The organism is Mycobacterium colombiense (assembly GCF_001672755.1).
In the GTDB taxonomy this organism is placed as follows: Bacteria; Actinomycetota; Actinomycetes; order Mycobacteriales; family Mycobacteriaceae; genus Mycobacterium; species Mycobacterium colombiense_C.
The window spans coordinates 82967-95461 of the sequence record NZ_LZKI01000189.1; the positions used below are offsets into that span (position 1 = coordinate 82967).

A 12495-nucleotide genomic window follows, 5' to 3' on the forward strand; every position below is an offset into this window, starting at 1 on the left:
TGCCATCGTCTTAGTTAGGCTTGCGCACATGCGAACTGCGGTGGTGCGTGTCAACGTCGACCCGGACAGCGTGCTCACGCCCGCGCAACTACGCGACGGCATGGCGGCCCTCCTCGAACTCGTGGCCACGGCCGGGGTGGACGTGGTCGAGAACGACCTCGTGTCCTTGCCCGCACACCGCCGCGAACTCGAACTGCTCATCGCGGCCGACGATGGCGACACGGCCAGAGACACGGCGATCGGATTGTGCGCCAGCGCGTTCGGCGGTGCTCCCGTTCCGGGCGTGATCACGTTCGTCAGCCGGGGCACCGATGACGACGCGCACGGGGTGCTGTCCGCGTTCGGGTTGACCGGTGACATCGAGCGCACGCCCGGCGATGACGGATTCGACATCGTCCATGTGACGCTGCGCGAGGCCGACCTCGAGCGGATTCCGGAAAGCCGGGTGCACACGGCGCTGGAGGCGTCGCTCAACTGTGAGGTCCACATCCACACTCGGTAATGCACCGTTTCGCGTCATTACGAGCCCAGGAATTCGAGGATCGCGGGTGCCGCCTGCACCCAGGTGTCGAACATGTTGAAGTGTTGAACCCGGCCCGCGGCGCGGTCTTCGGACGCGCGCTCCCAGGCGTCCTCCGGCCACGGCGGATCGATGAGCTTTGATCCTTTGATCAGGCAGCTGACTTCCAGCGACGTCCGCTTCGGGTGGTCCATGTCGTTCTCGCCGCCGCGAATGATCAACGTGGGGACCTTGATCCGGTCGAACATCTCGTCCTCGACGCCCGGAATCGTCTGCCCCGGCTTGGAGACGAAGGCGTTGAGCCAGCGCAGCATCAGCTTGAGGAACTCGTCCTTGTCGAAGTCGAGGATCCGCTGTTTGTTGTTCGGGTTCTCCTCGATGCGCTCACGCCATTCGGCTACCTTCGCCACGCCGTCCATGCCGGTGCCGCGCACCGCCAGGATGCTGGGAATGATGTAGAAGGAGCCGAGCACGAAGGTGCCGTAGGTGCCACCGACGATGTTCCACACTACGAGCTTGGTGACCATCTCGGGGTAGAGCATCGTGGTCAGCATGGAATCCCTTGCCCCGCCGGAACCTCCGGCCAGGATGCAGCGCTCGAAGCCCAGGCCGGTGACCAGCTTATGCAGCGTCTCGGCGCGCATGTGCGACTCGCTCTGCCCGTAGAACTGCACGTCGGAGGCGCCGCAGTTGGGCCGGTCCCACAGCAGCACCCGATAGCCGCCGGCGGCCAGGGCATCGGCCAGCGGACGCAGGCCGGGGATCTCCTTGCTGAACCGGCCGCCCGGCGTCAGGGCAATGAGATCGCCAGAGTCACCGAGGATTTCGTAGACGACGTTTCCCCCGTTGATCTCGATAGAAGGCACCCGATTCTCCTGTAGTTAGGCCTGAACCAAAACGTCGTTGCCGACGACGCGCACCGGATAGGTACGGATACTCCATTCGGGCTTGACCGCGGTGGTACCCGTCGCCAGCTCGAAACCCCATTGGTGCCAGGGGCAGTAGATGTATTCCAGGTCGCGCACCATGACGGAGTCACCCGGCGCGGTCTCGTCGACGATCGTGCGTCCCCGGGCCCGTCCCGAACACAGCGGTCCGCCTTGGTGGGGGCAGTAGTTCGCGATGGCGTAGAAGGTGCCGTTGACGTTGTAGACGCCGACGCCGTGCCGTCCGATCGGTACCAGTTTGTGTGTGCCCGGCGGGATTTCGTCTACAGTCGCGACTACATGCTCGCGGCCCTGGGCGAGACGTGGCTCGGGCCGCTTGGTTTCCTCCGTCAACTCAGAGCACCCGGGTCTGACCCTCGAGGACCGGAACGGTCTCGGGCAGGTGATAGGTCGCGATGCCGTTCTTGTACATGACCGCGTCGCGGGCGTGCTTGGGCAGGTGCTTGACCAACCAGCGCGGGTCGTCGAACGTCCAGTGTGGGTAGTCCGAGGAGAAGAGCAGGATCTTCTCACACTCCATCCATTCCAGCGCGCGGGTCAGTTCGGTCTTGTCTTCCGGGTAGTCCAGCGGTTGGGTGGTGAACTTGATGTGGTCCTTGACGTACTCGGACGGCTTGCGCTTGATGTCGAGCCACGACTTGCGGGCGTCGTAGATCGCGTCCATGCGCCACATCAGCGGCAGGATCCAGCTGAATGCGTGCTCGACGAAGACGATCCGCAGCGTCGGGAACCGGTCGAAGACGCCGTCGAAGATCAGGCTCATCACCTGATTGGCCGCCAGCAGCGAGTAGGTCACCATGAAGTCGTGGTTGTAGCTGGGGAACCCCACCGGCGGGATCGGCAGCTCATCGAACTGGCTGCGTGACAGGTGGCAGCTCACGGTGATGTCGTGCTTGGTGGCGGCCGCCCAGATCGGGTCGTACTTCGGGTGGCCCCAGGACGGCCGTGGCTCGGCCTTGATCAGAATCTGCGCCATGAAGGGGTGTCCGGCCCAGCGCTCGATCTCGCGGACCGACTCTTCCGGCTCCTCGATGGCGATGCAGATCGACCCGCGCCACCGTTGGTGCCAGTTGTTGTGGCTGTCCAGCCAGTGGTTGGCCTGCCAGTCGTTCAGCGCTGCCGACATCGCATGCTGCGCTTCGGGAATACGCGCCGGGTAGGCCGCGGGTTCCAGGATCGCGATGTCGGAGCCGGCCTCCATGATGAGCTGACGGAACGCCAAATCTGGGTCGCTGCAGGGGAATTCGCCGTTGGGGGGGAAGGAGTCCACACGCATCGCGTAGGAGTGTGCGTAGTCCGGGGCGTCGTAGTAGATCTGCTCACCCACGGAGCGAGTGAGGAAGTACTTGCTGCGGTACGGCTCGGGGATGTACGGGAGTAGCTCTCCGCGCTTGGGTGCCGGGTGGACATCCGAGTCGACGCAGCGGACGGCTATGCGCTCGGTAGCGGGAACCCGCTCCTGCGAATGGGTCAACGTCATCTGGCTCTCCTCAGTCTTTCGCGATACTTCTACTCTGCGCTCACCCCGGCGGGAATGTCTATGCCGTAGAGCTGCGCCGCGTTGCGCCAGCACAGCTTCTCGCGCTGCTCGGCGGACAACGCGCTGGGCAGCTTCGTGACATCACCGCACTGCCAGTGTGGATAGCTCGAGCCGAACATCACCATGTCGTCTTTACCGGTGAAGCCGAACCATTCGCCGGCGAACTCGACGTCGCCGGGGCCGTCGAGACTGCCCTGGACGAAATACACGTGACCGGGCAGGTAGTCGCTGGGAATCCGCGGGGCCCACGGTGTCTGCTCGAGGTGCGGCCTGCCGAAGGTGTCCATCCGCCAGATGAACGGCGTGATGAAATCGGCGGCGCCGTCGCCCCACACGAACTTGAGGCCGTCGAACCGCTCGAAAACTCCCTCGGCGATCATGTTCATCTGGTGGTACAGGTAGTTCAGCGCCATGAAGCTGACGTACTGCTCGTAGGTACGGGTGTTCCCGGACGGCGTCGGCGGAAACGCGATACCCGAGCCGACTTCGATGTGCGCGGCGACTGGCAGCCCGGCGTCGACGGCGGCCTCCCAGATCGGCCAGAACTGCGGTTTGCCGTAGAGCTCGCGGGATTGCAGCGGGACACCGATCTGGACCACCCGCGGATGCGCCCGCCATTTGTCGATCTCGCGCAGCGCGCCGGGGATGTCGTCGGGGTTGACCCGGATGGTGCCGCGGAATCGCTCGCCGAACTCGCTGGACTCCAGCCAGTTCGACACCATCATCTCGTTGTGCGCGGCGTGCAGCGCGCTACCCAGGTGCCGGTCCGGCATGATGCCGCGCGCCATCGGGTGCAGGACCGCAACATCGACGCCGCGCTTCGAAAACAGTTCATTGGCAACAAAATCCGGGTCCGAACCGGGGTACTGGCGGTCCGGGCCTTCGGTGTTGGGCGCATACTCACCACCGGGGGCGCCGTACCAGTCCATCTCGTAGTCGGGGAAGCCACGGCTCTTGAACGGCTCGCGCAGGGTCTTCCGGAGCGCTTTGTTGGACGGGAAGAAGATGTGCACGCTCGCGTCGATCAACGGTGTGCTGGTGCCGTCAGCGTGTTTGATCACGAGAGCCACCCTTCGGCTCCGGCGGCCGAAGCCGGCCGTGCGAGGTCATATGATAGCCAATCTAACATTTTCTTCAGCGGTCCATCAATGGGTTTCCGGTAAGCATTTCGTTTAATCATCATGCCTGGTAGCGGGCGTTTTACGATCCGTTCAGCAAGTCGGGTTCTTCATTCCGGATAATACCATTCTCCGGGTTGCGGGCGGATGCGATCCCAGCGGTTCGCCACCGCGAGGCTCGGCCCCGATGGGCTAGACGGAAGACCCACCCACTGTGACGCCGGCGGCTCGCTCGAACGGTTTGATCACCGTCGTGAAGTCGGAGTCGGGACCTTCGGCGCGGGCCAGCGCCTCCCACAGTCGGCCGATGGTCTCGGCGACCTCGGCGGGCACGCCGAGGGCTCTGGCTTCGTCGAGATAAAGGCGCACATCCTTGAGCATCAGTCCGGTGGCAAAGCCGTAGTCGAAGGTGCGCGGCAGGATCGAGCGGGGGAACTTGTCGCGGCTCGCGCTCGTCGCACCCGATCCCGCATTGAGCACCTCGATCATCACGCCGGGATCCAGGCCGGCTTTGACGCCCATCACGACGACTTCCGCGGTGGCGGTCAAGACGTTGGCCGCCAGAATGTTGTTCGCCAGCTTCATCGTCTGCGCCGAGCCGGGCTTGTCGCCGACGTACACCGGCCGGCCCAGTGCTTCGAGCGCGGTTCGCACGGCGTCGAATTCGCGGCGCGGGCCGGATACCATCAGCGCCAGCGTCCCCTTCTCGGCGCCGCCGACGCCGCCGCTGACCGGGCTGTCCATCGCCACGATGTTGCGCTGGGCCAGCAGGCCGTGGATCTGCACCGCCATTTGGCTACCGACAGTGGACAAGTCGACGTAGCGCTTCACCCGCGCGCCTTCGATCACTCCGGCCGGACCGGTGGCCACCTCGAGTGACGCGCCCGGTGTGGGCAGGCTGGCCAGCACCGTTTCGGCGTGATCGGCGACCTCTTTGGGCGACGACGCCGGGCGCGCCCCCAGGGCGACGACGCGCTCGAGGGCCTCGCCGCGCGTGTCGAAGGCGACGACGTCATGTTTTTCTTCAATGAGGCGACATGCCATGGGAAAGCCCATGTTTCCCAGCCCGATGAACCCGACGTCCACGTCGGGCCCCTTATCCCGATGGTGGCGACCCGCTGCGCCCGGCTCCGCCGCGCTAGCGATCGCCACTGTCCCGGTCCAGTTCGGCGAACGCCTCGTTCGCGATGCGAAAGCTGTCGACGGCGGCCGGCACGCCGGCGTAGATGGCCACCTGCAGGAAGACCTCGCGGATTTCCTCACGGGTGACACCGTTGGTCAGCGCCGCCTTGACGTGGGTGCGTAATTCGTTGGGCCGGTTGAGCGCCGAGATCATCGCCAAGTTGAGCATGCTGCGGGTCTTGCGCGGCAGCTCCTCGCGCCCCCACACGGCACCCCAGCAATATTCGGTGACGAGGTCTTGCAGCGGCCCGGTGAAGTCGTCCGCGTTGGCCAATGCGCGGTTGACGTACTCCTCGCCCAGCACCTCGGAGCGGATGTGGAGCCCCCGCCGGTAGGTTTCGCGATCCAATGTTTCCTCCTTCGGGTCAGGGCAGCCGCCCGTGTCGGTGTCGTTTGCCACCGCCGAAGTGTCGATTGCCTGAGCGCAGTCTTGCACCGTAGCCGCTCTGTGGGGTCTACAGTCGAGAATCAAATGGACCCGCCCGCTCGCGTCCTCGTTCCCGTCGAGAGACTGCCGGCACATGGCTGCAGGCCAATTCCTTTGCAGCGGCCGGTGATACAGGTACTTGCGGTGGAGGTCATGGGCGACCCGGAGTAGAGGAGCGGCAATGACCGGAGCAAGCGCGGACATCTGGGAAGTGATGTCGACGGCCCGAACGATCCGGCGCTTCACCGACGAGCCGGTGGACGATGCGACTCTGGCGCGCTGCCTCGAGGCGGCCAGGTGGGCCCCCTCCGGCGCCAACGCGCAGGGCTGGCGTTTCGTGGTGTTGCGCTCGCCCGAGCAGCGGGCCGTGGTGGCCAAGGCCGCGGCCCACGCGCTGGAAGTGATCGAGCCGGTCTACGGCATGAGCCGGCCCGCCGCCGACGACAACAGCCGCCGCGCCCGCACCTACCGTGCGACGTACGAATTGCACGACCGCGCCGGTGAATTCACCTCGGTGCTGTTCGCCCAGGCGCACTACCCGACCGCGTCGGAACTGCTGCTCGGCGGCTCGATCTTTCCCGCCATGCAGAACTTTCTGCTGGCCGCGCGCGCCCAGGGCCTCGGCGCCTGCCTGACCAGCTGGGCCTCGTATGGCGGTGAACAGCTGCTGAGGGAAGCCGTCGGCATACCAGAGGGCTGGATGGTCGCCGGCCACATCGTGGTCGGGTGGCCGAAGGGCAATCACGGGCCGCTGCGCCGCCGCCCGCTTGCCGAGTTCGTGAACCTCGACCGCTGGGACAACGCCGCCGACGCGCTGGTCGACGGTGCTCGAGCCCCCGGCTAGCAGGGCGCTCGAAGCGTTTGGCCCGGCGAGTCGGGCGCTCGGCGGGGTGGCCGTTTGATACCCCATGCCCGGAATGCGAGATTATTACTTCCGCAACCGAGAATGTTATTCTCGCCTGACAGTCACGACGAGAGGCGGCGCGGATGCTGTTGGAGTTCGATGCTGATCAGCGACTGTGGCAGGACACCGTGCGCGACGCCGTCGCGAAGCAGTGCCCGCCGTCGCTGGTGCGCAGCGTGGCCGAAGAGGGCGTCGACCCCAGCCCGCTGTGGAAATCGTATGTGGACCAGGGCTGGACCGAGCTGAGCGATGCGGACAGTGCCGTCGAGCTGGCCATCGTGCTCGAGGAGCTCGGGCGCGCCACCGACCCCACCCCGTTCCTGGCGACGATGAGCCAGTTCGCGCCGCTCGCCGGGGACCGATTCGACCCGCACCAGTCGGGTACCGCGGTCTACGGCGGGGTCGCGGCGCATCGCGAGGCCGAGGGCTGGGTGCTCGACGGTACGGCCCGCCATGTGCTCGACGGTGACCGCGCGGATCGGCTGGCCGTGGTGACGGACGCGGGGGTGTTCCTCGTGGAGTCCAGCCAGGTGCCGGCCCGGCGCTCGGCGGTGTTCGACCCGGTGCTGCACGTCGCCGACCTGTCGTTCGCGGAGGTTCGGGTGCCCGACAGCGAACGGCTGACCGTCAACGCCGAGCGCGCGCACCACCTTGCGCTGACCGGTATGGCCATCACGATGGTCGGCGCCTGCCAGCGCATCCTCGACCTGGTGCTCGAGCACGTCAAAAGCCGTCAGCAGTTCGGCGTGGCGATCGGCTCGTTCCAGGCAGTGCAGCACAAGGCCGCCGACATGCACGTCGCGGTGGAACGCGCCCGCGCCCTTGCATACTTCGCCGCACTGACGATCGCCGCCGACGATCCCCGCCGCCGGCTGGCCGCCGCGATGGCCAAGGCATCGGCGGGGGAGTGCCAGTCGCTGGTGTTCCGGCACGGCCTACAGCTGCACGGCGCAATGGGATTCACGTGGGAGAACGACCTGCAGTTCGCGCTCAAGCGGGCCAAAGCGGGTGAGCTGATGCTCGGCGGCGCCGCGGAGCACCGGGCGCGGATCGCGGAGGAATACCGTGCAGCTGACTTTTGATTCCGACGTCGAGGAGTTCCGGGCGGAGTTCTCGGCGTTCCTCGACGAAACCCTGCCCCCCGCAAGCGAAACGCTCGAGCGGCCGCGGTCGGTCTCGCACATGCCGCAGTGGGCGCGCGACTGGCAGCGGCTCTTGTTCGACAACGGCTGGCTGCTGCCCAGCCAGCCACCGGAATTCGGTGGCCGCAACGCGACGGTCATCCAGCAGTTCGTCTATCTTGAGGAACTCAGCCGCCGCCGGATCTACCACAGTTTCAACCCGCAGGGCGTGAATATCGTTGGGGCGTCACTGTTGTCGTTCGGCAGCGACGAACAGAAGCGGCGCTGGGCGGTGCCGATCCTGCGGGCCGAGATCACCGCGTCGCTCGGGATGAGCGAACCGAGCGCGGGCTCCGACCTGGCGTCGCTGCGGACCCGCGCGGTGCTCGACGGCGACCACTTCGTGGTCAACGGGCAGAAGGTGTGGACCTCGGGTGCCCACGACGCCGATGTCTTGTTGACGTTCGTCCGAACGAATCCAGATGCGCCGAAGCACAAGGGAATCAGCGCGCTTGTCATCCCCACCGACACGCCGGGCCTGGTGCGTCGGCCGTTCCCGTCGATCTGCGGTGTCGACGATCTGGATTTCAACGAGGTGTTCTTCACCGACGTGCGGGTGCCGGCCGAGAACCTGGTCGGCGAGCTCGACCAGGGCTGGCGGGTGGCCAACGGATCGCTGGGCCACGAACGCACCATGATGTGGCTGGGTTTCGCCGATCGCCTGGAGAACATGATCGACGACTTCCATCCCAGCACCGAGGTCGAGCGCGACCAGTACGCCAGCACGATCATGGACAGACAGGCGCTGCGCCTGCTGGGTTCGGCGGCCCTGGCCCGCGCCGCGCGCGGCGAAGACGACGTGGCCGCGATCTCGGTGCTCAAATTGCTCGGTTCCGAAGCGGAGTTGCGTGGCATGGAGCTGGCGTTGACGTCCGCGGGATCCGAGGGGCTGGTGCACCCCGGGCTCACGGGGCCGTATGCGCACATGAACCTCGACCACTACTTCGCCAGCTGGTTCGAGCGCTACGCCCGCAGCTTCTCGGGGACCATCGCCGGCGGTACCTCCGAGATCCAGCGCAACATCATCGCCCAGCGGGTGCTCGGCCTGCCGCGCGCCTAGCGTCGTCAAAGGGCTTGCTGAGAGACGTTGCCGGCCAACGGCATCCGGGCCACGCCCGGAGTGCCCAGCTGGCCTGCCAGCCACGGCAATGCCGTGGCGAACACCGTGCCGGCGGTCGGCCAGTCGTGCTTTCCGGGCTGGGCGACCACCGCGCAGTCGATGCCGTTCGCCCGGCCGAGCTGGCACAGGGAAGCGGCGGCCGCGGCCTGGTTGCCCGGGTCGGAGGCCGCACCTCGGCTTGCGACAGACAGCGCGGCGTTGTCGACAATCGTGATATTGCGATGCGGCGTCGGCGAACCACCAGAGGTGATGGCGAACCAGCCGGACACTCCCGTGTAGCGGCCATGCCGGTTGATCACCGTGGTCGGGTCGAACTTCGCCCACGCGTCGGCGTCGCCGTCGAAAAGGTTGGCGATGGTTTGTTCCTTGGTTCCGGTGTTGGGTGTCAGGTCGCCCTCGATGTCGACGAACGAGCTGAACATGTTGGGGTGCATGACGGTCAGGTCCACTGCGGTGGTCCCGCCCATTGACCAGCCGACGATGCCCCACCGGGACGGGTCGGGGCTGACCCCGAAGTTCGAGACCATATAGGGCACAACGTCTTTGGTCAGATGGTCGGCGGCATTGCCGCGGGTTCCGTTGACGCCTTCGGTGTCGTTGTCGAACGCCCCGCTCGGGTCCACGAACACCAGCACCGGTGCATTGCCGTCGTGCGCGGCGGCAAAAGCGTCGACAGTCTGTACGGCGTTGCCGGCGCGCACCCAGTCGGCGGGCGTGTTGACCATGCCGCCGATCATCATCACCGTCGGCAGCTGCGGCGGCGGGGAACTCGCAAACCACGCCGGCGGCAGGTAGACGAGTTCCTCGCGGTGCTGGAAATGCGACGCGTCGTCCGGAGTCTGCACCGACACCAGGCTGCCGTGCGGCGGCTTGGCTCCCTTGGCCGCCAAGGCGATCACGGCGGCCTTGTCGGTCTGGTTGGGCAGCCGAGCGGAGCTGATCTGCTCCCACGCGCTCTGCACGGTCTGGAAGTAGCCGACCCATTGGTTGAGCACGAGCAGCGAGCAGAGCAGGCACAGCGGCACCGCCAGGATCGACAGCCCACGCCGCCACCACCCCGCACCGCGCCAGCCCAGGATCAGCACAGCCATGGCCATGCCCACCAGCGCGATCCACACATACAGCGCGTCCGGTGCCGACTTGCTGGCGCCGTCGCCGATGAGCGCGTGCGCCCCGAGGGCCGCCATGACCCCGGCGACGGCCGCGGCCGGCAGCCACAGCAGACGCCAACGACGCGAGCGCCACCCGGCGGCGAGCCCCAGCGTGATCGGCGTGACGATCTGGGCCGTGATCGGCACCCAACCGTGGATCAGAGATATGTGGTTGCCCAGAAGCGACATGGCGATTCCTCCTCTCAGCTGCCAGCGATCCAGCTGCGTGAGAAAAGGATCGAATGCCGACCTCGGCGAATCCTTGGTGGATTCTTGGGCGCGATTTCGGGGCCTCGGAGGGCGACTGCGTCGAGTGTGAAGCCACGGCGGCTGCCGTCGGCATGTCGTCGCCCTCAGCTCACAGTCAAAGCCGCGGGCTCACACCCGACGGTCGAACAGCTGAAACGGCCTAAACCGGATCGAACTTGGTGATCAGCCAGGCGCCGTTGACCCGGGCCAAGCTCACCAGCACGCTGCTGGATGCCATCGCGGGGTCGGGATTGTCCTTGCTCGTGGTGCTCTGGTCGACCAGCACCAGCACCACGGCCGAGTTCGGATGTAGTTCCTGTACCGCGGCCCCCAGCACCCGGGCGTTGGTTTTCAGTGACTTCTGTTTGGCTGCCGGAGCCACGATCTGTTCGGTGAACTGGTTGTAGTACGACAGGAAGTCGCCGGACAGGTGAGTCTTGGCGGCGGCGAAATCTTTGTCGAGTGTGTCGGGCGAGTACGACAGCAAGGCGACCGTTCCGTCGGACGCCGCATTGGCGACCGCGCTCGCGACGCCGGCGTCGGTCTGCTTATCCGGCCGGTACTGCTTGAAGTACAGCCAAGCGGCCCAGCCGCCGGAAAGCAGCAGCAGCACAATCAGAAGCACGGGAACGACTTTCACCTTGCGCCGCGCGCGTGGAGCACTTTCATCGGCTGTTTCGGCAGAGTCGTCGGCGGTGTCGATGCTGGGCTTATCCTCGCTCACGGAATGAACTCCACGTTGGACATCTTGTATTGGCCGCCGTCGTTTTTGACGGTCACCTTGAGCCGCCAATTGCGTGGTGCGTCTTTGGCGCCGGCCGCGTTGGTGACGTGCGATGTCGCCGCGACGAGAACCAGCGCGAAGTCCCCGTTTATGGTTTGCAAGGCCGCCGCGTTCACGGTTCCTTGGGTGACCACCTTGGACTGCTCGACGACGGACGTAAAATCCTTTGCGCGCGCCTGGAAGTCGTCCCGGAATGGGCCGGTCGAGCTGTCGATCACCCGCTGGACGTCCTCCTTGGCCTTGTTGAAGTCCATGGAAGTCAGGTTGACCACGCCTTGTCGGGCTCCCGCGATGAAGTTGGCGGCGCGCTGGTTGCGCTCGTCGGTTTCGTGACGCTGCCACATCATGTATCCGCTGGCCGCGACGAAGGCGCAGATGAGGATGATGACGGCCGCTTTCCATGCCACGGACCACGAGGGCAGCCGCAGGCGTCGCCGAGAGCGGGCCGGCTTGGACCCCGATTCTGCGTCTTCGGGGATTCCGTCGGAGACTTCTTCCTCGGTCTCCGCCTCGTCGGCGTCCGTCGCTTCGGCGGCATCGGCAACTTCGTCGGCGGTGGTCGCCTCGTCGGTCTCCGGCTCGGCGGTGCCGGTTGCGTCCTCGTCGGCGTCCGGCGCTACGGCGGCGGTCTCTGTCTCGGCCTCGGCCTCGGTCTCGGTCTCGGTCTCTGCCTCAGCTTCGGCCTCGGCCTCTGCTTGGGCCAGTGCTTCGCGCCGGAGCCGGGCGGCACGGGCGCGGGCGCGCGCCGCGGCCGCCAGCGCTTCGGCTTCGGCGGCTTCCGCCTCGGCTTCCTCGAGTAACGCCATCACGTCGGCTTTCGAGGTGACCGAATCTTGCGGTTCCTTCTCCTCAGCCATCGCGCTTACTGACTCCTGTACGTCTCACGCGGCTAGAATCGCACGAGCGAGAACGGGTAACTGTTGCTGCCCCCGGGTCCACCACCGCAGCCCGTGTCGAACGTCGAGTCGACCTGACCCGCCAGCGTCACCGCATCCCACGAGTAGACATCATGCGAGGGAAAGAACTGGACCACGCAGCGAACACCGAAGGGGTCGTCAGCGGCCATGGTGTAGCGGCCGTCGACCAAGTGGGCCTCTCCCCTCCACGGCGCCGCTTGCCCGTTGGGCTGCGGGGTTGCGTACACCTGCAAGCATCCCGGCGTTGGCTGGACGCACGGGTTGATCGACCAAACCCAGAAGTGGCCGGGATCCCGGTTCGTGTCCACGTGATAGTTGGCAAACAGCATGTCCGCGTGGGCGGTCGGCGTGACAATCAGCGCGGCCATGGCAAGCGCAAGGCTCACCGCGAAAGTTTTCACCGTTGCGTCTCCCATCTCTGCACGCGCAATTGCCCCAAATATAGGGGCTGGTCA

At 66.2% G+C, this 12495-nt stretch carries 14 protein-coding genes; 4 read left to right on the forward strand and 10 right to left on the reverse strand.

Features of this window, described 5'->3' with window-relative positions; translation table 11 throughout:
• The first annotated feature begins 28 nt into the window (after window positions 1–28).
• On the forward strand, window positions 29–502 hold the full coding sequence (locus A5708_RS24195) for a hypothetical protein (protein ID WP_065031038.1): 474 nt from the start codon (window positions 29–31) through the stop codon (window positions 500–502).
• A 17-nt stretch (window positions 503–519) separates the two neighbouring features.
• Here A5708_RS24195 and A5708_RS24200 read toward each other — a convergent pair whose 3' ends face one another.
• From A5708_RS24200 to A5708_RS24225, 6 genes are all read right to left on the reverse strand, one after another.
• Entirely contained in the window at window positions 520–1386 is an 867-nt protein-coding gene (locus A5708_RS24200) for an alpha/beta fold hydrolase (RefSeq protein ID WP_065031039.1), read from the reverse strand.
• A 15-nt stretch (window positions 1387–1401) separates the two neighbouring features.
• Window positions 1402–1800 (reverse strand): Rieske (2Fe-2S) protein, encoded by a 399-nt coding sequence (locus A5708_RS24205; RefSeq protein ID WP_064882584.1) that lies wholly within the window; start codon window positions 1798–1800, stop codon window positions 1402–1404.
• Window position 1801: 1 nt separating this feature from the next.
• A complete protein-coding gene (locus A5708_RS24210) occupies window positions 1802–2947 on the reverse strand; it encodes an amidohydrolase family protein (protein WP_065031040.1) in 1146 nt (381 codons plus the stop codon).
• A 29-nt stretch (window positions 2948–2976) separates the two neighbouring features.
• The gene (locus A5708_RS24215; protein WP_065031041.1) at window positions 2977–4068 is read right to left on the reverse strand and encodes an amidohydrolase family protein; all 1092 of its coding nucleotides are present in this window, start codon (window positions 4066–4068) and stop codon (window positions 2977–2979) included.
• A 249-nt stretch (window positions 4069–4317) separates the two neighbouring features.
• Window positions 4318–5211, reverse strand: coding sequence for an NAD(P)-dependent oxidoreductase (locus A5708_RS24220; protein ID WP_065031042.1), 894 nt, complete (start codon window positions 5209–5211; stop codon window positions 4318–4320).
• A 52-nt stretch (window positions 5212–5263) separates the two neighbouring features.
• Window positions 5264–5656: a carboxymuconolactone decarboxylase family protein gene (locus tag A5708_RS24225; protein WP_065031099.1), complete on the reverse strand. Its 393-nt coding sequence runs from the start codon at window positions 5654–5656 to the stop codon at window positions 5264–5266.
• Window positions 5657–5915: 259 nt separating this feature from the next.
• On the opposite strand from A5708_RS24225, the gene A5708_RS24230 reads away from it, so the two are divergent.
• The 3 genes from A5708_RS24230 to A5708_RS24240 all read left to right on the forward strand — a co-directional run bounded on the left by A5708_RS24230 (window position 5916) and on the right by A5708_RS24240 (window position 8879).
• Window positions 5916–6578, forward strand: coding sequence for a nitroreductase family protein (locus tag A5708_RS24230; RefSeq protein ID WP_065031043.1), 663 nt, complete (start codon window positions 5916–5918; stop codon window positions 6576–6578).
• Between the two features lie 143 nt (window positions 6579–6721).
• Complete coding sequence (locus tag A5708_RS24235) at window positions 6722–7720, forward strand: acyl-CoA dehydrogenase family protein (protein ID WP_065031044.1); 999 nt, start codon at window positions 6722–6724, stop codon at window positions 7718–7720.
• Window positions 7704–8879, forward strand: coding sequence for an acyl-CoA dehydrogenase family protein (locus A5708_RS24240; RefSeq protein WP_065031045.1), 1176 nt, complete (start codon window positions 7704–7706; stop codon window positions 8877–8879). Before A5708_RS24235 ends, A5708_RS24240 begins: the two co-directional genes overlap by 17 nt.
• Window positions 8880–8884: 5 nt before the next feature.
• On the opposite strand, the gene A5708_RS24245 is transcribed toward A5708_RS24240, so the two are convergent.
• From A5708_RS24245 to A5708_RS24260, 4 genes are all read right to left on the reverse strand, one after another.
• Complete coding sequence (locus tag A5708_RS24245; protein WP_065031046.1) at window positions 8885–10279, reverse strand: alpha/beta hydrolase; 1395 nt, start codon at window positions 10277–10279, stop codon at window positions 8885–8887.
• Between the two features lie 220 nt (window positions 10280–10499).
• The gene (locus tag A5708_RS24250; protein ID WP_065031047.1) at window positions 10500–11063 is read right to left on the reverse strand and encodes a hypothetical protein; all 564 of its coding nucleotides are present in this window, start codon (window positions 11061–11063) and stop codon (window positions 10500–10502) included.
• Window positions 11060–11980, reverse strand: a complete 921-nt coding sequence (locus tag A5708_RS24255) for a hypothetical protein (protein ID WP_065031048.1) — start codon at window positions 11978–11980, stop codon at window positions 11060–11062. The genes A5708_RS24250 and A5708_RS24255 overlap by 4 nt, the downstream gene beginning before the upstream one ends.
• 32 nt (window positions 11981–12012) lie before the next feature.
• Entirely contained in the window at window positions 12013–12456 is a 444-nt protein-coding gene (locus tag A5708_RS24260) for a hypothetical protein (RefSeq protein ID WP_196772730.1), read from the reverse strand.
• Window positions 12457–12495 lie beyond the last annotated feature (39 nt).